Source organism: Novosphingobium sp. P6W (assembly GCF_000876675.2).
Taxonomy (GTDB): domain Bacteria; phylum Pseudomonadota; class Alphaproteobacteria; order Sphingomonadales; family Sphingomonadaceae; genus Novosphingobium.
The window spans coordinates 414,568-438,880 of sequence record NZ_CP030354.1 but is presented as its reverse complement, the minus strand read 5'-3'; the positions used below and the strand labels follow the sequence as shown (position 1 = coordinate 438,880).

Sequence of the window (24,313 nt, the reverse complement as noted above, 5' to 3'; positions counted from 1 at the left end):
ATCTTACCAACGAAAGATTGACGTGATACCAAATTCTCGCGGCGGGGAGATCGTCGCGGTACGATATCCTGAGCTGAATGGAATGCCGGCCGCTCCGGTGGGTGTAAACGTGAAGTCAATTTCACTTGTTGGCTGGCTGAACACGCTATCTCCCACCGACAGCGCCCGCGTCTGGTTCAGGAGGTTTTTCGCAAAGACGTTGACTTCCCAGCGCCCGTCCTCGTCGCGCAGACCCAGGAACAGGTCGGCCTTAACGTAATCGCGATAGGTGTAGTTGTCCCGCTGCGACGTGAAGCCCGGACGATACGTGACAAGACCCCGCAGGAACGGCGTGACGGAACCGACCGGCATGCGAAGCTCTCCGTTCGCCGTCAGGTTGAACTTGGGGATTTGTGCCAGACGGTTGTCGCTCTGGCACGTAGAAATCTGCTGCCCGATGGGCACGACTGGGTTGCCGTTGCCGTCAAACGTGTTGCAGAGAATTTCTGCGTTGTCGTAGTGAGCATCGGCGTAGGAAGCGTTTATTGAGAAATCGATGTTGTCCGTCGGCCGGGCGGACAACTGGACCTCGAAACCTTGCGAAACGGCATCACCGGTAAAGGGCAGCGGTGAGATGACCGAATCGACCACCCCATTCCCTGCGGCGGAAGTGTAGAACGCAGGGAAGTACGAGATATAATTATTGAATTTCTGGTAAAAGGCCGCGATGTTCAGTGAAACCTTGCGGTCGAACAGACTGAATTTCACGCCGATTTCGCCGCCGTCAGAGGTCTCATCTTTCGTAAGCAGCAGGGATGGATCGAGCGGTGTCGTAACACCGACAGCGAACACGCCCGGTCGGAACGAGTGCCCATAGTTCGCATAGGCGGTCATATCGGGCGTAACCTGCCAACTGAGGTTCGCGCCGCCAGTGAAAGCTTTTTTATTCAGCGAGGAATCATCGACGGAGGTGGGAAGCGTGACTCCGAGCGTCGGCAGGGTCACAGTCGTGGCCTGGACGCGGTCAACATCGGTCCAAGTATGACGCAGCCCTGCGGTGAATTTGAGCCCATCCACGACCTCATAACCAAGGGTACCTGCCACGCCGTATTCCTTAGTGCGGATCGAGATGTCCCCGTTGACAAGGATAGGCACGTAGGTCACGGACGGTGGGATCGGTCCGACACCCATGAGCCCGAAGAACTGATCATTGTTTTGGTTGAAAGGGACCGAGTTCTTTTGGTCGCGATAATTGCCGGACAGAGCCCAGGTGAAGCGGCTGCCGGCGGCGGATTCAAGCCGCAGCTCGTTGTTCCATGTCTTGTAGCCGACATCCAGCTGCTGGGGGCGAGGGTAATTCGGAACCGCATTGGCAACATCCTGGTCCCGGGCCTGCCGTAGGTAACTGTCCTGGTACCCGCCATTGTAGACGAGGCGCGGACCACCCAAATCATATGCACCATTTAGCGTGACGAAATCCGTCCGGTTTTGGAAGCGAAACGCGCCTTCGATTACGGACTTGCGATCCTTTAGCGAGATAGCGGGACCCGTCGGTGTGGGATCGCCGAGAGCGAGGGATGGCTGGTTGCCGTTCCCAACGACCGCAGTAAAGGGCGTCGTATCGGCATTCAGATGCTGATACATGAGGTTTGCGGTGAAGGGGCCAGTTTCCAGCGCGAAACTCACGCGTCCGCTCATCGTGTCACTGTGCGACCGACGACCATCGACGTTGGTAACGTTGCCAACGCGGTTCTGATCATACAGCAGGGCAGCGCGCATTCCCAGTACGCCGGGAATTAGCGGAAGGTTTGCGGCGCCTTGGAAGTTGAGTGCGTGACGGTTGGTCGCAGTGCCTTGCGCGTAGCCCGTGAACTGGTCGACGTTCGCCTTTTGCGAACCGAGCAGTATGGAGCCTGCTGGCGAGGTGCGACCGCGGAACAGACCCTGAGGACCGCGCAGAACTTCGATCTGGCCAATGTCGTAGATGGCAGTGAAGACGGTTTGTGCGTCAGTGGGCACCTCATTCAGGAAGATTTCGACTGCCGGGCTACTGCCAGAATCAGGATCGAATGTGACGCCGCGCAAGGTGGCCACGTTCGACCGCCCGTCGTTGTTCGTTAGCTGAAGGCCGGGCGACAGGTTTTGGATTTCTTTGGCATCAAAAACATTCAGCTTGGTGATCGCCTCCGCTGTTACCACGTCAACCGCCATCGGGGTGTCCTGGAGCGTCTGCTCAGTCCGCGTGGCCATGACGATGATCTCGTTGGCGGAACTCGCCGCCTGGGCCTGAGAGGCCCCGCTTTCCTGAGCTCGTGCCAACTGTGGCAGGGCAACTGCGCTTACGGCGCAGCACAGGAGCAGATGGTTGCGGCGTGTTCTCTTGGGCGTGTTCATGTTTGTCCTCCCCTTAGGATATTTTCTTTGGCGCCCCGTTTGACGGGCGCGCCCTATCGTTACAAAATCGAACGCTCAGGCGGCCGAAGTATAGAGTGCAGTCACCGGTGCTTCAGGTGGATAACTGACGGGCGAACCGCAGTCGTAGGCGGCGATCAATGTGCGGATGAACTGCGGATCGCGCAAAGGATCGACCGGCGTTTCGGCCGCGATTCCTCGGGCGCGCAAATCCTTGATGAACGTATCAAAGACCTGATCGTAGGTGAGGTCCCCGGTGCCATCCATGTTCATCTTCAGCTCGGCGAAATCTTCAAAGACCTCTGCGGACCAGTGCACAAGAAAGCGCAGGTCTCGCGTGTGAATGTTGGCAATGGTGGCGTCACTGTTCATGAGCCGCCAATTGTCTCGATCTGCCGGATCGCCGGTGAACACCGTGTCAAAGGACAGGCCTGCTGGGCGCTGGAGTTCGACGGGACCGTTGGCTTCGCCGCGATGCATCATCATTTCGTTCTGGACGACAACGCCCCGGTTCCAGACCGGGGGCTGAAGCCGGCGCGGTGCACGAGCAGGGCCTTCGGGCCAGTATGTAAAGCCGCTATTCGCGTCATGGCTGAACCATGTTATGACTTGCGCCATCTTGATTAGGTATTCCTGGAACAGCCCGGACTTACCCATTACCGAGCAGAGCCAAGTCGGGGAATTCTCGTAGCGCACTCCGCGGAAGCTGGGTGAATCCAGATGGCCTGGATCCGTATTCCCGCAAGGCCCGTTGATGTTGAAAAGCATCATCTGCGGCTTGGCGTATTGCGCTCCCCAGTACGACTTAGCATGCTCGATGAATTGTGGATTGTAGAAACAGTCGCTGATCTCGGGGTAAAGCGCCGCGGAATAGTTGGCGTAGAAACCCCGAAAGGTGGGGGTAAGGAACATGTCCAGCGTAGGGGTAAATCCTTCGGGCATTGATCCCGACATGGTCGCGATCAACTCTTCGGCATTCGCGAAATGCTGCGCGATGATAAGCTTCCAAGGTCCCTTTTGTCGTACGACATCCAGCAAGCGCTCACGCTGGTCGTCCGTGTAGATGTTCGCGATTTCACGCGGCGTCGAAATGGGGCGCAGAATGTCGGAAATTGCCTGCCGGTCTGGAAAGCCGTTCATGCATCGTCTCCCTTGCGGCATCTTGCGATGCACTAAAGTTAGTCGACACTTACTACGCCGCGCGCCAAGGTCAACGTAATTTCTGGCAATCGCGGATGGAACCCCTTATTTTGACGCGCAGAGCGCGATATCCGCTACGCATGCATAACGGTTTGCGTAAAACACGGCGGAGTTTCGTCCGCGATCGAATATTGTGAGTTAAGACTTACCAAGCCGGGAGAGACCATAAATGACACAAACCCTCGAGGCGCCACGCCCGTCGACGCTCCCAGAATCGCCCGAATTAGCCGCTGCCCTGGCACAAGCCAACCTTCCGACTCTTCTGGCGGCCTGTGCCTATCTTTCGCAGGACAGCGCGTTTCTGGAACGATTCGCACCGTTCATTCGGCCGGCCTTCTCCCATAATCCAACCGCAATCCCGGATGACCTAGCGGCGGAACTGCGCAGCAAGCTGCACAGGCTTCTCACCACAGGCGACGGGCTTGGTGGCGGCAGCGCCAGCGATGAGTTGATGCTACGCATCATGACTGTGACGGCCGGCGAACCGGTCGAATCCGAGTTTCTCGAACTTGTTTACGACCAGTGCGGCTTCAGGCCGTGGATCGACCGCTCTGCGATCCAAGAACGCCGAGCTCCCCCGTCCGGCTTTAAGGTTCTGGTGATTGGGGCCGGAATGACGGGCATGGCGGCGGCGATCAAGCTTCGCGAAGCTGGATACGATTGCATCGTTGTCGAGAAAAACTCAGAAGTCGGGGGGACATGGTTCGAGAACCGGTATCCCGGTGTCGGTGTCGACACTCCCAGCCATTTCTACAGCTATAGCTGGGAGATCTGGCCCGACTGGCAGCACTACCATCCCCGAGGCGCGGACATGCAGCGGTATATGGTTGAGATTGCCGACAAGTATGATCTGCGAGGAAACATCCGCTTCGATACAAAGGTGGAGAGCCTCGTTTATAGCGAAAGGGATGCCAACTGGACCGTCACGGTTCGCAATGAAAATGGGTCCAGCGAAACGATTGTCGCCAATGCCGTCATCAATGGTCATGGCCCGGTCAATCGTTACAAGTGGCCGGATATCGCGGGTCTCCAGGATTTCTCGGGAACCGTTGTCCACACGGCCGCGTGGCCGGAGGGCCTCGATTTGAAGGGTAAGCGCGTCGCCATCATCGGGACAGGCGCCAGTTCCGCTCAGCTTGCAGGCGCGATCGCCCCGGAAGTTGCGCAGCTTACCGTTTACCAGCGCACCAAGCATTGGGTGATCCACAATCCGGAAATCGCGCACGAAGTGAACGACGGGATGAAATGGGCTCTCGCCAACATCCCTAGCTTCAAGGAATGGTTTCGCTTCCGCGTATATTGGTCCGCAGCCGATGGCTTGTTCGCCAATGTGCTCAAGGATCCCGCGTGGGAAGGCAACGATCTTGCCGTCTCGGAGTACAACGAGCAAGCCCGCCAGTACGCTCTCTGGTACCTAGGCCAGAAGTTCGCGGATCGACCGGATCTGATTGCAAAGCTGACTCCGGATTTCCCGATCTTTTCGAAGCGCATTATCCTCGACAATGGCTGGTTCGACGCGCTCAACCGCCCGAACGTTCACCTAGAGGACCAAGGCATCGCGCGTATCCTTTCCAGCGGCATTGAAGCCAAGGATGGTTCAGTGTCCGACTGCGATGTGATTGTCTGCGCAACCGGGTTCAACGTCGCGAAAATGACCGGTGACCTGGTCATCAAGGGCATCGACGGACGCGACCTGGGCGAAGAGTGGGGCGAAGAAGATCCGCGCAGTTATCTTGGCATGTGTATTCCGGGCTATCCCAACTATTTTCACACCGTCGGCCCCAACAGCGCGCCTAATCACGCTGCCGGGCAAAATCTGATTTCAGAGGCGCAGGTCAACTGGATCATCGAAGCTCTGGACCGCACGATCGAGAATGACGCGCGGGCCTTTGAGGTTACCCAGGAAGCCTTTGACGCCTGGAACCGCAAGGTCGAGAAGCGTATGCCCGAGATGATCTGGACGCACCCCAAAGCCAGTTCTTATTACAACAACTCAAAGGGACGCGTTTTCCTGTCCTGGCCATGGCGCCTCGTGGAGTTCTTCAACGAGACGCGCCGACCTGAGGACGGGTCTTACCATCTCCATGCCTGAAACACGTTTAACATGCTAATAGGATGCCCGGCCGCCCCTGAGCCGGGTTTTTTTCTTTTGGGCTTCACCGAATGAACCGTACCCGGCTGAAAGCCACCGAACGCAAGTTCCTGATCCTTAAGTCCGCCCGCCGGATCTTTTCGCGCTTCGGTTATGATGCCGCGCGTACGCAGGACATCGCCAAGGAATCCGGGATTTCCGAGGCGATGATGTATCGGCATTTTCCCTCGAAACAGGCGCTCTATCGCGCAGTGTTGCGGCAGACGATACGGGAACAGGATGAAAGTTATGCGGTGCTTGGGCCTCACGAACTGAGCGGGCAAGGTTTGGTCAATAGCTTGCGTGCATATTTCACATTGGTGAACTCTGCCGGCGACGACCACCTTAAGGAGGGCTTTCGTCTGCTGCTTGCCAGCCTCGCGGGAGACGGCAGTTTTGCAACCCTGGTCTACCGGCGGTCGCGGAGAATAATGGGTAGGCGGATCCGCGCAGCGCTCGAGACTGCGCGGATCGACGGAGACATTGTTGGCGTCGCGATTACCGAACGCAACACCACCATGTTTATCGAACATGTTGGAACAATGATGAATGCGATCCAGTCGCTAAGAACCGACGCGTTCCCATATGATGGGGACCCGTCTGAGGTCGTGCGGGACGCCGTGTGGTTTTGCTGCCGAGGCATCGGGTTCTCCGACGAGGCACTGGAAGCCTACTACTCCCGTTGACCCCCTCGGGTGCCAGATCGATCTGTTTTGGCTTACAGCTTGCAAACGGTGGCGTGCACGGGCGTCACCCTACGGCGCGTGGCACGTCGATCGGAGCGTAACGCATCATCGCTCCAAGCGGCGCGCGCTCCGGTCAATAGAGAGTACGCCTCCGTTGAGGGTCGCCTTTCCCCGGGCGTGATGGACCGCTCTTAAGTTCGCTCTTGAGAGCGGTCGTAGGAGCGGTTTTGTGGGTCAGATCACGGTTTTCGGCGGGCCTGAGCGTCGGCGACGCTGGCGTGAGGACGAGCGGGCGAAGATTTTGGCCGAGGCCTTTTCGCCCGGTGCCTGCGTGGCACGGGTAGCCCGGCAGCATGATGTGTCGACGGCGTTGGTTTACACCTGGCGCCGCAAAGCTGAAGTGCAGGCCGCTGCGGCGCCGGCGGAGATCGGCTTCGTCGAAGCCGTCGTGCTTGACGACGCAGGCGGCAACCCGTTGTCATCGGCGCCAGCTGTTGTGGTGGATTTGCCTGGCGGACGCCGCGTGAACATCTTCGCTTCGGCGCCGCCCGATGTGGCTGCCGCTGTTCTGAAGGCGCTGATCCGATGATCCCGGTCCCGAGCGGCGGTAAGGTCTGGCTCGCGCTGGGGCATACAGACATGCGCCGGGGAATGAGGTCGCTGGCCTTGCAGGTTCAGCAGTCGCTGAACAAGGACGTCCATGCAGGCGACCTGTATGTCTTCCGGGGCCGGAGCGGGTCGCTTTGCAAAATTCTGTGGCATGACGGCCTCGGGATGTCCTTATACGCAAAACGTCTGGAAAAAGGGCGTTTTGTGTGGCCCGCTGCAAAGGACGGGACGGTCGCGATCTCGGCTTCGGCCATGGCGTGTCTGCTTGAGGGCATAGACTGGCGTAACCCTCAGGAAACCTGGCGGCCGACGCAGGTCGGCTGATCCCCAGCGTCAATCAAGGTGAGAGAAATCCTGCCTGTCCGGTCCTGTTTGCGGGGCAAAATATGCGCGGAAAATGGCTTAAAACCTAGGGTTTGCGGCAGGTTCGTGCTACAGAAACGGCATGGCCGCAAGCGACCCATCCGACGAGCTCCTCCAGCTTCGCGCTGAGGTTGCCGCCGTTCGGGAGCGGGCCGACCAAGCTCAGGTGAAGCTGTTCGTAGCCGAGGCCGAGGTCGCCAAGGTTTGGGCGATCAACGCTGATCTGCTGGCCCGCAACGCCCACCTCGAGCTGATGAACGAGACGATGCGCCGCGACAAATACGGCGCGAGCTCCGAACGCATTCGGCGCCTGCTGGGTCAGCTCGAACTCACCTTCGAGGAACTCGAGGCCAATGCCAGCGAGGCCGAACTGCTTGGCCAAATTGCGGCCGACAAGACCACCACGGTTGCAGCGTTCACCCGCAAGCGGTCCACCCGCCGCGACTTCCCTGCCGACGTACCGCGCGAGAAGGTCATTATCCCGGCGCCAGAGCTTTGCCCGTGCTGCGGCTCGGACGATCTGAGCCATCTTCCCCCGGTGATCACTGAAACGCTGGAGAGAGTTCCCGCTCGCCACAAGGTGATCCAGACGGTCCGGGAGAAGGTCTCCTGCCGTAAGTGCGAGAAGATCAGCCAGCCACCGGCACCCTTCCATGTGACCCCGCGCGGGATGTTCGGGCCGCACTTCCTGGCAAACCTCGCCTTCCAGAAGTACGGTCTGCACCAGCCTCTCAACAGCCAGCGTGATCGGCTCGAGGCCGAAGGCATCCCCTTAAGCCTCTCGACGCTCGCGGATCAGATCGGCGCGATCTGCGTGGCGGTGAAACCCCTGTTCCTGCTGCTGGAGGCTCATGGGCTCGCAGCTGACCGGCTGCATGCCGACGACACCACCGTTCCACTTCTGGCCAAACTGAAAACCAGCGTGGCGCGAATATGGGATTACGTACGCGACGATCGCCCGTTCGGCGGGCCGGCGCCGCCAGTGGCGTTGTGCTACTACTCCAGCGATCGCAGGGGCGAGCATCCTCGCGCCCACCTGACCGGCTATACCGGCATTCTCCAGGTCGACAGGTATGCCGGCTTCAATGCCCTGTTCGAGGAAGGCTGGGCGGATAAGCCTATGACGCGCGCAAATTGTTGGGTTCATGCACGCAGGGAATTCTTCAAGCTCGTCGACATCCGGCAACAGCTCAAGCGAAAGAAAAAGGGCACCGCGCCGCTCATCTCGCCGCTGGCGACCGAGGCGCTCGAGATCATCGATCGGCTCTTTGCCATCGAGCGCGGCATTAACGGCAAGCCTACCGCCGAGCGCCTCGCCGTTCGCCAGGAACTGTCCGCTCCGATCGTCGCTGAACTAGAGGCATGGATGCGTGAGACGCGTAGCAAGCTCTCTCGTCACGATGCCGTGGCCAAGGCCATCGCCTACCTTCAGAACGACTGGGCGGGCTTCACAACCTTCCTCGCCGATGGCCGGATATGTCTCTCAAATAACGCCGCGGAACGCGAGCTCCGCGCGGTAGCCCGGGGCAGAAAAGCATGGCTGTTCGTGGGGTCAGACCGCGGCGGCCAGCGCGCCGCCATGATGTTTAGCCTGTTCGGCACGGCCCGGCTCAACGATGTTGATCCGCTCGCCTGGTTCACCGACGTCCTCGCCCGGATCGCCGAGATCCCCCAGAACCACCTCGACGAACTCCTGCCGTGGAACTGGAAAATTGCTCAGCAGCAGGCCGCCGAGGAAATCGCCGCCTGAACCCGACCCCACCGCGACAACCTCGCGGCGGCTATCGGATGCGTACAATAGAGAGGCGCTGCCTGCCCTCACAAACAAGAGGGCCGCGCGTTGAATACCGCCGCTATGCGTGCACTTTGATCAGTCCCCAAAACCTAAATCGAACGAGGTCGAACATTTTATTGACAGATCCCTGCATCGGCTCATACCCATGAACAACCCGGCTTGATTCACTGGGGCATGGCCAAAGAGGATAATGACATGGCGAACTTCCCGAAGCGGTTGCTTGCAACCGTCGGTGCTGCTGCTCTTGCCCTGCCGCTTACCGCCACTTATGCGGCCAGCCCTGCAGATCCCGACCGGCGTGCCCGGGAAGTGCTTGCCCGGATGACGCGCGAAGAAAAGATTGCGCTCCTGCACGGCCGGATGCTGTCCCTTATTGCGCAGGCCAAACGGCCCGAAGGCGTTACCGTGGGCGCTGGGTTTGTCGAAGGTGTGCCACGCCTTGGCATTCCCCCACAGGTTTCGACAGATGCCAGCTTGGGCGTCTCGAATCTTCTAGACATGCGTCGCGGTGACGTTGCTACCGCGCTTCCCTCTGGTCTTGCCCTGGCTGCTACCTGGGACCCAGGCCTGGTCCGCGAGGGGGGGCGCATGATCGGTTCGGAAGCCCGTGCGAAGGGTTTCAACGTAATGCTTGCAGGCGGGGTCAACCTCGTGCGGGATCCGCGCTCTGGCCGTAATTTCGAATATCTCGGGGAAGATCCGTTGCTGGCGGGAACTTTGGCCGGCGCGCAGATCGACGGCGTGCAGTCGAACCACGTGGTCTCGACCATCAAGCACTTCGCCCTCAATGACCAGGAAATCGGCCGCTCCAGCGCATCAGTCCAGATGGACGAGGCCGCGATGCGAGAAAGCGACTTGCTTGCCTTCGAAATCGGCATCGAGAAGGGCAATCCCGGTGCAGTGATGTGCGGCTACAACAAGATTGGCGGAACATACTCCTGCGAGAATCCATTCCTGCTTACTCAGGTTTTGCGAAGCGATTGGGGCTTTAAGGGCTTCGTTATGTCGGATTGGGGAGCGGTTCACTCACTTGGATCGCTACAAGCCGGGCTGGATCAGCAGCAGGGAGAGCAAATCGATGCCAAGCGGTGGCTGTCTACAGAACTTGTTGCTGCGCTGGACGCTGGGCGAGTTCCAGAAAGTGCTGTCGATATCGCCGCGCTCCGAATCCTACGTACCCTTTACGCTCATGGCCTCGACACGTCAGGACCCTTGAAAAGCGAGATCGACTTCGAGACAAACGGCGCCATAGCGCGGCGCGCCGCCGAGGAGGGCATCGTTATGCTCCGCAATCCCACGAGCCTTTTGCCGATCGCGGCCTCGGTTCAGACCATCGCTGTGATTGGAGGTCACGCCGACATCGGCGTCCTTTCGGGGGGGGGCTCCAGCCAGGTCGCTCCCGTAGGAGGGTTCCGAAAGATTGAACCGGTCCGCGGGGGACCTGCGGCTGCCTTCGGCCGCAAGGGCTATGGCGGCACGCCTCCGCTCGATGCTATTCGCGCCTCCTTTCCCACGGCACGCGTGGTATTCGTAGACGGCGCCGATCCTGAAGCCGCTGCAAAAGCCGCACGCAGCGCTGACATCGCAATAGTTTTCGGCGAGAAACACGCCACCGAAGCTGACGATCAACGCGATCTCTCCCTCGATGCCGGACAGGATGCACTGATCGATGCAGTGACGTCGGCAAACCCGCGCAGTGTAGTCGTGCTCGAAACCGGTAATGCCGTAGTCATGCCCTGGGCGCAGAAAGCCGGCGCGATTCTCGTGGCCTGGTTCCCCGGCCAGCACGGGGGCGAAGCCATCGCGGATGTTCTGGCAGGAAAGGTCAATCCTTCCGGCCGCCTCCCTGTCACCTTCCCGACGGGAACCGACCAATTGCCCAACCCCGTGATGCCCGGATCGGACCTGCCCCCGCCCAGCAAGGACGAGCGCATAACGTATGGCGTCAATACCAACTCGCCCCCTTTCGAAATCCGTTACCCGGAGGGATCGGATGTTGGCTATCGCTGGTTCGATCGTCAAAGCAAACAGCCAGCCTACGCTTTCGGCTATGGACTAAGCTACACGACTTTTACCTACTCCGACCTCACCGTCGAAGGTGGTAAGACGCTCTCGGTACGTTTTGCCGTCACCAATGCAGGAACTGTTGCGGGTGCGGACGTGCCCCAAGTGTATGTACGTCTCGAAGGGAAAGCCAAGCGTCTCATCGGGTGGCAGAAAGTCCGGCTTGCACCGGGCGAAAAGCGGATAGTGACACTGAAGGCAGATCGCCGCCTTCTTGGCCACTACGACACGGCACGGCAGCGCTGGGCAGTCCCGGCCGGCAGGGCCACGGTTGAGCTGGCAAGATCCGCGAACGACCCCGTCCTAACCTCAGCAGCGCGCATCAGCGCGGCAACGATACTGCCATGACCGCGCCCGGCTGTTGAACGTCGATCTCCCTGAAGCACGTGACATCGGGTTGGCCCGCGACCGCATCGCCACCTATCGCAGAGTGTACGGGCTGATCCGTACTAAATCGGAATCTAGAGACGGGAACTGTCGCCCGGTGTTACAGGCAGGCTCCAGCTACGTGGGGGCGGCAACGCGACCGCCCCGGCCGGTCTCAGCCTGTATTCGGGCAAGCTCTAACCCGCTGTCGACGGTCACGCCGATAGGGCACCGAGGACAGCTCGATGACCATTGGATTTTGTCGATCGCTGGCGTAGCAGGCAGCCATTCGCCCAGTTGGGAGGATACCATGCGAACTTCTATATGGCGAAACACTTCGATTTTTTGCCTTGGTGTGATCTGCATGCCTCACGCCTTTGCCGCAACGCCCCTGACCAGCGAACCGGTCGAGCTGAAGAACGCCGTCAAGCTGGACACCGGCTCCGTGCCGTCCGCGAACGGCGCGGAACTGTGGTTCGGCACCGCAGGAAACATGTCGGTGCGCAATACCTCGCGGGCGCTTCTGGTGCCGGTGCTCCCCGAAAGGCAAAAAGCGACCGGCGCAGCCGTCGTGGTGGCACCCGGCGGCGCTTTCATGACTTTATCATGGGACCACGAGGGTATGAAGATTGCCCGTATCCTCGCTGATCGAGGCATCGCTGCGTTTGTCCTGAAATACCGCCTTGATCCCACTCCGAGCGCATGGCCTGAGTTCGCCAAGGTGATGAGAGCGCGGATGTCGCAATGGATTGGCAAGCCTGGACAGGGCCTAAACATCAAGACCCCGGATTATGCCATCGCCGATGGTATCGCTGCGCTCAGGTCAGTGCGCGTGAATGCCAAGCGATGGCATGTCGATGCAAAACGTGTCGGAATGATTGGTTTTTCGGCGGGCGCGCGTCTGACGATCCATATCACAACTCAGGCAGCGCCAGCAGATCGGCCCGATTTTTCCATAATGGTTTATCCGCCAATGGAAAAGGTCACGGTTCCGGCAGACGCGCCACCGGCTTTTATAGCTATGGCAACAGACGATCCACTATCGGGCCGCGCCGGCTTCGGGCTGATCCAGAGCTGGATCGATGCACGCCGTCCCGTTGAGTTGCACGCCTATCAGCGCGGAGGTCACGGCTTCGGATCAGGTACTCCGCGCACGACCACCGATGGGTGGATGGACGGCCTGTTGCGCTGGCTGGACCTCAATGGCTTCGGCGTAGCAGCGCCGACCCTGCAGTGACGCGGAAGGCAGTTCCCGAAACTTTGAGCTCGATCCTAATCCCATACCTTCGCTGCGCGATTGAAGATGTGGGCGGTAGATCTCGGGTGAGCCGTGTGCGTGATCGGTCGAGTCAACGATCCGTCTCCCCTCTGCGATACGCCGTGGAATGCATCAAACAGTGCCTGCAAGCGAGGCTCAACGCTCAATTCTCGTGTCTCTCGCGCACACTTACCACTACGCCACATGCTGGCTGATGGCCGCTCTTCGCCCCTTGATAGTGGGCGCATTTAGCTGAGCGACCACGCCCACAGACGCACGCTACAGAGAGCGACCCCAGGTCGCCAGTCTTCCGGCCCACATGACTGAGCACTCGCCTGGCAATCGACTAGCTGCTGCCGTGTAACTGGCCGCTTGAAGCCCAGCCGGCTCAGGGCGTGTTGCGCTCTTGGCCGCCAACGCTCAGATGTCGACACCGGCCTCACATCATGTGTCGACTGACAGCGCAAGTTGAAATTTGATCGCGGGCAATCGGCGTTCGTGTCCCTATTAGGAGGCCTCGACGTCGACCTGCAGCACTTCAACCCTCGCCGGCCTCCTGGACCTAATTGGAATCGGCGCGGCGCCCCCAGCCGGGGCAGACAGGTCCGCGCCGAGCGGGCTCAAGGCTTGGCAGGAGCAAAGTTGGCGCACAGCATCGCTGCCCGGTGCTATCATCCTATGTGAGATCGCTAGCGGTCTTCGGTGACCCGCACCGGTACAACAATGCGTGTCGTCTTCTTTGTTAATGGATAGCTCTTGCCTTTCCATTCAAAGGTACCTTGCAGCGTGGCCGGCCGGTGCACATCTGCGGTGAGGCGGCCACCCTTGATACGATAGCGGACAGTTACTGGTCCTTTGGGTGTCGCGGCAGTTGCATCCACCTGAGTTAGAGGGCCCAAAGCGGGCGCAATGCGCACAGTCGCATAGCCCGGTGTTGCGGGACCGATGCCCGCCACGACTCCGAGCAGATCGGCAGTCGGATGCGCGCTCCAGGCATGGCTGTCAGATCGCGTGTCGCCTCGCTCTTCGGGCCAGGTCGTATAATTTAGCTTTAGGAGGTCCCGCCATGTGTCGAGCAACTGAAGGTAACGGTCACCTTTTCCAGCGTGGACAGTAGCCTGAGCCAGATACCAGGCGAAGTAGTAGCTAGTCGTGAACATGCCCTCGGGGGCATCGATTCCGTTGCCCGGGACGACAATACGATCCAGAATCGAGCCTGCTTCCTGAGGTGTCGCCACGTCGTAGAGGATTGCGAGTGCATTCATGTGCTGGCTGAATACGGTTCCATCAGGATTGTCAGCGAACAATCCGCGTGAAGGGACCCAGCACCTCGCCCGGATAGCTCGGTTGAGCTCCAATGCGAGTGCATGGTTCTCTGCTGCCTTGGCTTGATCCCCGAGAGCGCCCTCGATCCTGGCTCCTTGCTGTAGGGCGCCGAGCCAGCTAACGCTCATCAGGCAACTCTCGTTCGAGCTTCCATACGATGGAAAACGCGATCGGTCGGTGGCCGATTGACCTGCCCAGTCAATGAAATTCCATTGGGGGTTCTTGCCCAGCAACCCGCTTGGGCGTCGCCACTGCTTGAACCAGTCAAGCACTTCGCGCATCCGAGCAAGATGACGGACAACGGGAGCCTGATCAGGCTGACGCATCATCCAATCGTCGAGCATGCCGACCCAAACAAGCGAAAATGGCGCGATCACGTTGCTTGACCGCTGAGGGTAGGCGCCATCCATCAGGCCGTTCTCGACATTTGAGCCGGCATAAGCGTCGATCGCCTGTTCTGCCAGACGAGGATCGCCTGCCACCGCATAGGAGATCAGCATCTGCAAGCGCGTGTCGCCCGTGTACTGAAGCTGTTCCCAATAGGCGGTGTCCATGTAAGTCTCATGGGCATCGATGCGCGCGGTTCGCCAGCCGACATCGAAAATGCGCGTCAGCGAGGGATCATTGCTTACAAAGCGTCCGACCTGAGCAAAGGGATAGCCGGTTTCGTAGGCCCGCAGTTCCTTCAGAACGAGCGGTTGATCTTTCGTTTCGACCGCGATCTCTGCATAACGCCAGGTCCGCCACCACAACGTTTCAAATGATCTTGCATTGCCGTCCGGCAGGAACGTATCGTGAATTCCAAAGACATTGCGGTCTCCAACGACCGCGCGATCCGCCTTTTTCAGCTTCGCGTCGTAGAGCGCCTCTGACCACGTCAGTGTGATCTTGGAGCCTGCGCCCCCCGTAACGTCGAGCCGCGGATAGGCCGATATCATCGCATCTCGCTGGATGAGAAGCTTGACCTTCCTGTTTGGGGGGACAGTCACCGCCCGCTCGGGAAAAGCCAAACCTCCCACTAGATCGCTGCGAACCACCGTGCCTGCGGAGGTGGCGGCGTACGTTTGGGCCGGCAGCTTGTCTGCGACTAGGTTGCGCTTTGAGGCGTCAGGCGCAGGGATCGCGTCGCTCCACCCGGAACCTGTTTCCTTCGGCCCGTTCCAGTTGAAGTCGGCCAAGCGGGCGTCGATGATCTCCGGGTGGCCCGCGACGTAGAAGAAGCCCCCTTTCAGGACCTGGCGCCAACCATTTTCAAAACTGTGCCCCTTGTCGCGCCTGACACGCCAGCCCGCCTCACTAGTCGAAAGGCGCTTGGCAGCGCCCTCGCCGATCAACCGAAATCCAGTTGCGACGCTTTGCTGGAAGTTGGGCGCCGTTTGGGTAAACAGTGCGGTACCCTCTGCGGCCTTGCGTTGCTCCGGAGTGGGGTTGGGTGACAAATTGAGGGGTTTGACGCCGTTCCAGACAACCGCCGCGACCACGTTGGCGCCCTGTTTGAGCCATCGTGCAAGATCAACGCTCTGCTCGCGCCAATGTGCGACATCACCGGTCGAAGGACCCGACGCGACCCTTGTCCCGTTGACATAGAGGATGAACCGGTTGTCCGCACTCACCCGCACTGGAAACGACACAGGCTTATCCGAAAGACTGATCGTGCGCCGAAAGTGCAACACGACCGGGTTCTCTTTAGCTGGCGCATCGGCCTGCGTGATCCAGCCCTGAGCTGCCGGCTGAGCGCAAGCGGCGCTGGTACCGGCCATCGAAGCCAGGGCAGCCCAAACGTGATATTTCATCAGTCGATCTCCGTGGATGGGCGATCTTAGGCCCCCGTTTCACCGGCCAACTTGCCCCTGGCGTTTGCGGCCCGGATCTCCCGGGAACCCATTTCGCTGCGCGGGCAATCCGGCGATGAAACCACCGGCGCCGCAACCCTAGCATGAGTGCCGCGAAAGGCACGAGGATCGCCGCGTCTTTCAATCCTCAGTCCGTTTTCGTCAGTAGTTCAGACGGAAGCTGAGGCCAAACTCCCGGGGCCGCACGGCTGTGCCGACGGAATAACCAGTCGGGACCGCGCTGTAGTCGACCTGAGTGGAACCTCTGGTCGTGAGCACTGCCACATTGGCGAGGTTCTTGGCAAAGACCGAGAACTCATATGCTTCCGCCGGTCCGCGCACACCCAGGAAAATGCTGTTGTTGAGCAGATCCCCGTACTTCACGTTAATAAAAGGGTCCTCACGCTTGGGCACATAGTTCGCCAGTCCCCGTACAAACAGTTCGCGATCGCCGCCGACTTCTACGTGATATTCGGCATTTACACTGACCCCCCACGGTGCCTGGTCGCTAAGTCTGCCGCTAAGCTGGCAGAACGACACATTCTGGCCGACCGGAACGAACTGTGCTCCATCCGAATCCGGCACGCCGTCGCCATTGAAATCATTGCAGGGCGCTTTCGCATTCTTGAACTTCGCATCATTGTAGGTCGCGCTCAGGCCCATCTGAAAATGCGTGCCCAGTCGAGCAGAAAGCGAGCCTTCCACGCCTCGGACTCGAGCATCAGCGTTAAACGTAAATGCGGCATTGTTGTCGACGACGCCATCCTTGGCCGACGAAACGGCGAGATAGGAATTGGTATAGGCAAGGTAATTTTTGAAATCTTGCTGGTAGAACGCGATCGTAAACTGGATCTTGCGATCGGCGAAGGCGCCTTTTAGACCAATTTCGTAGTTATTGGACGTTTCCGGTTGGGTTACGAGCAAACTTTCGTCGAGAGGAGTGGTCACAGCGTTGACACTCCCTGGCCGGTACGACCGCCCGTAGGTGGCATAGGCCGTCAGATCGTGATTGAACTCGTGCCGGTAGCTCGCGCCGCCGGTAAGCTGGCGGAATATACGATTTTTATTCGCATCGGAAATCCCTGAGCTGACGATGGGGTTTGGGCCGAGAATCGCCCCGCTAAGCGACAGGCGATAATCGCTCTTAAGCTTAGTCTCTTGATAGCGGAGTCCGACTTGCACCTGATCCCGGCTCGTTAGATCGAAACGGTGATCAGTAAACACTGCATATGTTGTGGTCTTGTTCGGAATATAGACTCCGACATTCAACTTGGAGATGTCAAGGGGGGGCTGCTGCGGGGCTACGAAGCCGAATGGAAGGAACTGATCCTGTGAAACGTTAGTCTGACCCCAGCCATGTTCGTAGTAAGCGCCAACCAAGAAATTCCAGAGCCGCGTGCCTTGCGATGCAAGACGCAGCTCCTGTGATATCTGCTGGTTCGTAGTTGTAAACGCTTGATTCGAAGAGAAATTGGGGATTGAACCGCCGTAGGCGATATCGTTGATCCGGCCCTGCTCGATGTGCTGGTACCCACCGATATAATTGACGGCCACGCCGCCAAGATCGAGGTTTGTGCCAAGACTTAAAATGTGGCCCTCATACGAGTATCGGCCCGGCTTGCTTACAAGCGCGCTGCGATCCGACGGTTTAAGCAGCGGATCTGTCGTTTGATCAGCTATCGTGAACAGCATCGGGCTCATGACGGTCCGATTGTTCAGATACTGGTAGGTTAGGTCGAAACTGAGAGCGGAGGTCGGCATGAAGGCCACGCTCAGACGGCCACTCTCCGTCTTGTCGCGGTCTTGGTCGCCGGTCCGAAGATTTGTCGTTGCCGCACCGATGTTACGGTCGAACAGCCCCGCGGCGCGAACCGCCAATACCCCCGGGACTATCGGAACACTAAGCGCGCCTTGGGAATTGATGCCTTCTTGCGTGGTCACAGTTTGTTGGAAGTAGCCGTCGATCTCGTCCAAATCGGCGCGGCGCGTCGCAATGGTGATCGCGCCGGACGGCGACGTCCGGCCGCGCAACGTTCCTTGAGGTCCGCGCAGGACTTCGATCTGACCGATGTCGTACAGCGCACGAAACGCGCTTCCGGAACTGATCGGTGTTTCATTGAAATAGATGTCAACGGTTGGCGAGGTTCCCGAGTTGGGATCGAAGCCCACCCCGCGTAGTGTCACGGCGTTTTGCGTAGGCTCCTTTGCCGTAAGACTGAGACCCGGCGCGAGTTGGTCGATTTCGGAAAAGCTGCGCATGTTGAGCTTTTGAAGGGTATCACCCTGCACAACGTCGACCGATTTAGGAACGTCTTGCAATCGTTCGCTGCGCTTTTGGGCGGTGACGATGATGTCACCCTCATCGCTGGCGACACTATTGCCCGACTCATGGATTGCTGATTCGCCTGTCGGGGTGACGGCGGCGGATGCACCCACTGCCGTTTGCCCGACCGCGGCAGAGGAAAGGAGAGCGATGAACGAAACCGACAAAGTCGAAATGGTCTTACGGTGCACGAATTTCCCCTCCAAGCCGCCTGAAGCGTCTAGCGGCCTCATGGCTAGCGGACTACCTCCTGAGCTAAGTTTGCGCAAGCGAATATGATCGGTTATTGTCGTTCTGCGACGCAAACCGCGCAACAATGCGCGTGGTTTGGCAGCGTTGGCGGTGATTTTCCCCTCCGCCCGCTACGAAGATGAGCCCTGCCCCGTCTTTCGCGCATATTCAATCATTCGCCGCTGGCTCAGGCAGGTGTCGGTTCCTCGTGGCCTGGAACACGCGGCGTCACGAGCCGGGCAGCCCTCGGGCCCAACCAGTTTTCAAAGCTTTCAACGATCTCGTATACGACCGGCACGAAGATCAAGGAAAGTACGGTGGAGGTCACGAGGCCGCCGATGACGGCAAGGGCCATGGGCTGCCTGAATTCCGCGCCTTCGCCAACCCCGATCGCTGTTGGAAGCATACCTGCTGCCATGGCGATCGTGGTCATGACGATAGGACGCGCGCGCTCTTGGCAGGCATTGCGCAATGCCTGAGTCATGCCGACCCCGCGACGTTCGTCCTCTATCGCAAACTCAACCAGCAGAATAGAGTTCTTGGCGCAAAGTCCCAGCAGCATGAGCAACCCGATCATGGCGGGAAGGTCTAGGGTTTTGCCGAACAGCAGCAACGTGGCGAACGCGCCTAGCAGCGAAAGCGGCAAAGCGGCTAAAATGGTAACTGGCTTGAAGAAACTGCCGAACAAAAGGACCAGCACCGTATAAGTCAACCCAATACCGGCCACGATTGCAATTAGGAAACCTCCAAACAACTCCTGTATGGCCTCTGCGTCTCCCTCGCGGGCTTCGTGCACCCCGGGGGGTAGGCCGCGCATAACTTGCAGGGCAGATATCTCTTGTAGAGCTTGTCCCAGAGTGCGACCCGAGACAAGGTCAGCCTCGACGGACACGCGACGTTCCCTGTCATATCTCACGATCTTGCCGGGCCCAGCGCGGAACAGGATGTCGGCGACGGCGGAAAGTGGAGTGGTGTTGCCATCGACCGTCGGCACGCGCAGGCTGGCTATGGTAGCCAGGTTGTGCCGCGCTCCTTCGGGCAGGCGAACACGGATGGCTAGGCGCTCGTCGCCGTCGGATAGCTTGGCTACGTTCGCGTCAATGTCTCCAATCGTAGCGACACGCAGCACTTGCGCGAGCGTCCGACTATCGACATTAAGCCGGGCGGCTTCATCGGATCGCGGCGTGATAATTAGTTCAGCCCCTGCAGGCGGCGGCGCCGGGCGGGGGTCTGAAATCGAGGGCACCGCACGCATTTGGCGTAAGAGTTCGGTCCGTGCGCGCTCGAGCGCCTGCCCGTCTTCGCCAGCAAGGATGATATTTATGCCGGCGGTCCCGAACGAGCCCTGGTTCGACATGCGTACGTCCGGAATCGATCGCAGCTCAGGTCGGATTCTTTCGCGGAACTGGTCGGTCGTGAGTTCGCGGTCGCCGCGCAGGAGTACGGTTATAGTCCCGGCCCGCAAGTCACCGGCGCTTCCAACCTCGGAAAAGACCCGCTCGACGTCAGGCTGCGCCATCAGCACGCGCGTGGCCCCGGCGATGGAATGCTCCATATCTGCCCGTGTGGCTCCGGGCGCTCCCTGAACGGCGATGTATAGGTAACCTGGATTGCCAACGGGCTGAAAGCCCACTGGCGTGGAAAGCGCCATGGCCATCGACAGGAGGAGGATTGCGCCGCCGAACGCCAGCGTCCGCCATCGATGGGCGAGCGCCCAATCAAGGGCCCGAGTGTAAAGCCGGATGACCAGCCCTTCTTTTGGATCGTCTACCCGCTGCCTCTCATGTAGCGGTGTCAGGAAGTAGGCAGCCAGGAGGGGCGTCAGCAAGCGAGCGACGACGAGCGAGAACAGGACCGCAACAGCTACTGTGAGACCGAATTCCCGGAAAAACTGACCCGCCTGGCCTGGAATGAGCGACACTGGTGCGAAAACCGCGACGATGGTGAACGTGGTTGCGATTACGGCAAGCCCGATTGAATCGGCACCGATCAGTGCGGCCCGGTAAGGCGACTCGCCTCTTTCGATGCGCTTCTCGATGTTCTCCACCTCGACGATCGCGTCGTCGACAAGGATGCCGATTACCAGGGTAAGCGCTAGCAAGGTTATCGTGTTGAGGGTGAAGCCCATCGCCGACATAAATACGAATGTCGGGATCAGCGAGAGCGGCATGGCAAATGCAGCGATGACGGTGGCGCGCCAGTTGCGCAGGAAAAGAAACACGACAAGGACGGCCAATAATATCCCTTCAATCAGAACATGCTGGGTCGATGAGAAGCTCCGACGGGTGGAATCGACTGTAGAGACAAGCTTCGTAAAAGTTACGCCCGGATAACCTGCCGCAAGCCTGTCGAGCGTAGCGACCACGTTGTCCTCGACATCGATGTCGCTGGTATCGCGTGTCTTGCTGACCTGGATTGCGGTGACCGGGCGACCATCCAGCCGCGCGAAGCTGCGCACCTCGCCCTCACCATCACCGACTTCCGCGATATCGGTCAGGCGCACGTACCGGCCCGACACCGGCAAAGTCACATCTCGCAGCCGCGCGACTTCATTGGCGGAGCCGAGTACGCGGATGGTCTGCTCTACACCACCGATATCAGCCCGCCCGCCCGCTTCGTCGGTGTTAAAAGAAGCGAGTGCAGCATTCACCTGCGGCGCGGTCACACCCACCCCTGCCATACGCTCGGCGTCGAGAATGACATTGATTTCGCGCGTGGAGCCGCCAATCCGGCTGACGCGCGCAACACCCTCCTGCGCCTGCAGTGCGCGTGCGACGACCTTGTCGATGAAGCGGGACAATTCGTTCCCGCCCATACCGGGAGCGCTGACGGCGTACGTGATGATCGGTGCATTATCGATGTCGAGCCGCTGCACCAGCGGGGGATCGATTCCGTTGGGCAATTGCGCGCGCGTTCGCTCTACGGCGGTGCGAACGTCGTCCGTGGCCTTTTGCATATCGCTATGCAGTTCGAATTCAACGCTAGTCACCGATGAACCGAGAACCACGGTCGAACTTACATGCTTCACCCCCGACACAGTCGACAGCGCGTCCTCAACGGGCCGCGTTATCTGGTTTTCCACCTCAGTTGGCGCCGCGCCGCTCTGCGTTACAGTGACTTGGACAATGGGGAACGTAACGTTTGGAAACTGTTTGATAGGCAGTCCCACGTAAGCAACCAACCCGGCGATCGTGAGAATGATGAAGAGCGAGACAACCGGGATCGGGTTTCGGATCGACCAAGCGGAAATGCGAAAGCTCATAGCCCCGGACGTCCCGCAGTACCGGACCTGTCAGCTCGGGCTTTAGCAATCCTCACCTTGTCACCCTCCAGTACGAAAGCGCTGCCCCCCATTACTGCCCGCGTCCCAGGGACCACGCCTGAGGTTACCTCGACCATTCCGCCGGCGCGTCGGCCCGTCCTGACCCCCGCGCGATGGACTGTATCGTTCTGATCAAGCAGCAACATATAAGCGCCGTCGGCGTCATAATGTACCGCGGCTTCGGCGACCGTCGTCACGCGCGCGCTGGGCTTGACGAACTGCGCGCGCGCGAAACCGCCAGCGCGTAAATAACGTTGCACCGGCAATGTAACCCGCGCCGTCGACAATCCGGTCCGCTCATCGACCCGCGCACCGAGCAGGCGGACTTGGCCGACCAACCGCGCCCCATCGGCCAGGGTAACTTCGACCGGGTCGCCGATTGTGAGCGAACCCATCGAGGCCTCGGGCACTTCCGCAGCGAGCTCGATCAAGTTGTCGCGAGCGATCGTGAACATCACCTGGCCAGACGATGACGCGTCGCCGGGGCGCACCGACCGCTGCAGTATCCGCCCACCCACCGGCGTACGTACCGCAAGGCGCGCCTGCCGCGTGAGTAAATCCTGCAACTGGGCTTTGGCAACGTTGACCGCCGCCGCGGCAGACCTGTCGCTGATACGGCGCTGATCTATGGCCTCCTGCGATATCACTCCGCTGTCATCGAGCCCGGATACCCGCTTTGCTTCCGCGCGAGCACGATCGGCCTGGACCTCTTGTTGGACCAGTGTCGCCCGCGCCTGTGCGATCTGCGAACGCAATAAGCCGTCGTCGAGCACTGCGAGAACTTGCCCCGCATGTACATCGGCATCCTCCTCCACCATAACGCTCATGATGCGGTAATTGGAGAGTTCCGGCGCGATCGCGACTTCTTCCCGGGGGACGAGCCGGCCTGAAGCTGTAAATCCACCTTCCAGCGACCTGTATGCCACGCTCGCCACGGTCACGGTTGGCGGTGGCGGTGCATCACGGCGCTTTGGCTCGCTGCAGGCAGCGAGCAGCGTCAGCCCTATTAGCGCTGGTAAGGACACCTTGTTCGTCACAGTTTTTCCTTGGAGAAAACAGAGGCCGGGGCTGGGACGACAGGGAGAGCGGTGGTCTCCTCTCCCGACGCAGCGGCAAGGGCTTCTGGGTCCCATCCCCCCCCAAGCGCACGAAAAACGGCCACTATATTGCCAAGAGCCTGGGTTCGCGCTCCGGTCAGCGCGGTTCGCGTCGAACGCCATGTCTTTTCTGCCTGCAGAAGCGTCGTGAGATCGAATAGACCCGCGCGATAGCCGCGACGAGTGGCTTCGAAAGCAAAACGGCCTCGCTCTTCGGCCCGGTACAATTGCGCTACGCGCGGCGTATCCGCAGCGACCGTTGCCAGCGCGTTGTCCGCATCGCGGAAGGCTGCTTGAACAGCCGCCTCATAGGCTATTACCGCCTGCTGGCCCTGCGCCTCGGTAATTCGCAGGCGTGCGATCAAGCGAGGGCGGTCGAGGATCGGCAAAGCCAGTCCGGACGCGAGCGACCAGATACCATTCGTGCCTCCCAGCGCGCCTATGGTCCTAGTCATCGTTCCGCTCCCCTGGAGCGTAAGTTGGGGGAATAGCGCAAGCTGATCCACCTTCACTTGGGCCACAGCTGCCGCCAGGCGCGCACCGGCCGCGAGCACGTCTGGCCGGCGCACCAGGAGAGCAGCAGGCATCGTATCTGGGACTATCGGGGGCACATCGAGCCTTGCTTCGATCGGGAGGGTGCCGACGGGGGCATCGGCGCGGCCGGTCAAGACCAGCAAGGCCCGTTTTGCATTTCGAAGCAAGGTGTCGATGCGGACAAGATCCGCGCGTGCAGTTGCTACATCGCTGTCCAGCCTCGCGGTATCTACTCCCGCAACCAAGCCCCGCTCGAGACCTATTTGTGATGTCGATGCCAGCTCCTCGGCAATGCGCAAAGCCTCTGCAGCGTCATGGAGCTGAACTGATAGCCCACGCGCTTCGAACAGCTCGCTGGCCACATCTCCGGCGAGAGCCAGCTGGGTGGCGTGAGTCATAGGCCGCCGCAGCATAATTGGCCTGGGCGCTACGCCCGATCGCCGCAAGACGGCCAAACACATCCAGCTCCCAGGATGGAGCGAACCCGCCCGAAAAGGTACGCGCAGGCGCCGTAGATCCGAATAGATCCTGACCCTCAAACTGCTGGCCGCCCTGAACCTTGGCGCTGCTGGTGAAATTTCCGGACGGTAGCCGTTGGGAAACCGACTGGTCTCTCGCAGCCCGCGCCTCCATTACGCGGAAGTAGGCGGTGCGCGCATCGGTACTGCGCACGAGCGCAAGATCGATCAGTTGCTCAAGTTGAGTGTCGTGAAACTGGTCCCACCACCGGTTGATCGATTCCTGTCGACCAGCAGCGAGCGGGGCGCCTTTCGAGGCGTCAAAAC

Annotated in this window: 14 protein-coding genes; 7 read left to right on the top strand and 7 right to left on the bottom strand. The window is 59.8% G+C overall.

Translation table 11 applies throughout. From position 1 onward, the window contains the following. Positions 1 to 3: 3 nt before the first annotated feature. Together TQ38_RS27700 and TQ38_RS27695 are read right to left on the bottom strand one after the other, a co-directional pair. On the bottom strand, positions 4 to 2,373 hold the full coding sequence (locus TQ38_RS27700; RefSeq protein WP_082057956.1) for a TonB-dependent receptor: 2,370 nt from the start codon (positions 2,371 to 2,373) through the stop codon (positions 4 to 6). A gap of 75 nt (positions 2,374 to 2,448) precedes the next feature. Further along, positions 2,449 to 3,531 (bottom strand): hypothetical protein, encoded by a 1,083-nt coding sequence (locus tag TQ38_RS27695; protein ID WP_043979921.1) that lies wholly within the window; start codon positions 3,529 to 3,531, stop codon positions 2,449 to 2,451. 229 nt (positions 3,532 to 3,760) lie between these two features. On the opposite strand from TQ38_RS27695, the gene TQ38_RS27690 reads away from it, so the two are divergent. From TQ38_RS27690 to TQ38_RS27660, 7 genes are all read left to right on the top strand, one after another. Continuing rightward, entirely contained in the window at positions 3,761 to 5,683 is a 1,923-nt protein-coding gene (locus TQ38_RS27690) for an NAD(P)/FAD-dependent oxidoreductase (protein ID WP_043979918.1), read from the top strand. A gap of 71 nt (positions 5,684 to 5,754) precedes the next feature. After that, positions 5,755 to 6,408 carry a TetR/AcrR family transcriptional regulator gene (locus tag TQ38_RS27685; RefSeq protein ID WP_043979916.1) on the top strand — a complete coding sequence of 218 codons (654 nt, stop codon included), beginning with the start codon at positions 5,755 to 5,757 and terminating at the stop codon, positions 6,406 to 6,408. A gap of 229 nt (positions 6,409 to 6,637) precedes the next feature. Then, positions 6,638 to 6,997: a transposase gene (locus tag TQ38_RS27680; RefSeq protein WP_043979914.1), complete on the top strand. Its 360-nt coding sequence runs from the start codon at positions 6,638 to 6,640 to the stop codon at positions 6,995 to 6,997. Continuing rightward, complete coding sequence (gene tnpB / locus TQ38_RS27675) at positions 6,994 to 7,341, top strand: IS66 family insertion sequence element accessory protein TnpB (RefSeq protein WP_043149800.1); 348 nt, start codon at positions 6,994 to 6,996, stop codon at positions 7,339 to 7,341. The genes TQ38_RS27680 and tnpB overlap by 4 nt, the downstream gene beginning before the upstream one ends. Positions 7,342 to 7,462: 121 nt before the next feature. Continuing rightward, on the top strand, positions 7,463 to 9,130 hold the full coding sequence (locus tag TQ38_RS27670; protein WP_043979901.1) for an IS66 family transposase: 1,668 nt from the start codon (positions 7,463 to 7,465) through the stop codon (positions 9,128 to 9,130). A gap of 240 nt (positions 9,131 to 9,370) precedes the next feature. Then, positions 9,371 to 11,587, top strand: coding sequence for a glycoside hydrolase family 3 C-terminal domain-containing protein (locus TQ38_RS27665; RefSeq protein WP_043979928.1), 2,217 nt, complete (start codon positions 9,371 to 9,373; stop codon positions 11,585 to 11,587). A gap of 13 nt (positions 11,588 to 11,600) precedes the next feature. Further along, the gene (locus TQ38_RS27660; protein ID WP_240198194.1) at positions 11,601 to 12,842 is read left to right on the top strand and encodes an alpha/beta hydrolase; all 1,242 of its coding nucleotides are present in this window, start codon (positions 11,601 to 11,603) and stop codon (positions 12,840 to 12,842) included. A gap of 710 nt (positions 12,843 to 13,552) precedes the next feature. On the opposite strand, the gene TQ38_RS27655 is transcribed toward TQ38_RS27660, so the two are convergent. From TQ38_RS27655 to TQ38_RS27635, 5 genes are all read right to left on the bottom strand, one after another. Continuing rightward, a complete protein-coding gene (locus tag TQ38_RS27655) occupies positions 13,553 to 15,982 on the bottom strand; it encodes an alpha-L-rhamnosidase C-terminal domain-containing protein (RefSeq protein ID WP_043979896.1) in 2,430 nt (809 codons plus the stop codon). A 201-nt stretch (positions 15,983 to 16,183) separates the two neighbouring features. Next, positions 16,184 to 18,535: a TonB-dependent receptor gene (locus tag TQ38_RS27650; protein ID WP_162792447.1), complete on the bottom strand. Its 2,352-nt coding sequence runs from the start codon at positions 18,533 to 18,535 to the stop codon at positions 16,184 to 16,186. A gap of 227 nt (positions 18,536 to 18,762) precedes the next feature. After that, positions 18,763 to 21,837, bottom strand: a complete 3,075-nt coding sequence (locus tag TQ38_RS27645) for an efflux RND transporter permease subunit (protein ID WP_043979890.1) — start codon at positions 21,835 to 21,837, stop codon at positions 18,763 to 18,765. Continuing rightward, a complete protein-coding gene (locus tag TQ38_RS27640; protein WP_043979887.1) occupies positions 21,834 to 22,934 on the bottom strand; it encodes an efflux RND transporter periplasmic adaptor subunit in 1,101 nt (366 codons plus the stop codon). Before TQ38_RS27640 ends, TQ38_RS27645 begins: the two co-directional genes overlap by 4 nt. Further along, entirely contained in the window at positions 22,931 to 23,926 is a 996-nt protein-coding gene (locus TQ38_RS27635; RefSeq protein WP_162792446.1) for a TolC family protein, read from the bottom strand. Before TQ38_RS27635 ends, TQ38_RS27640 begins: the two co-directional genes overlap by 4 nt. Between the last annotated feature and the right edge of the window lie 387 nt (positions 23,927 to 24,313).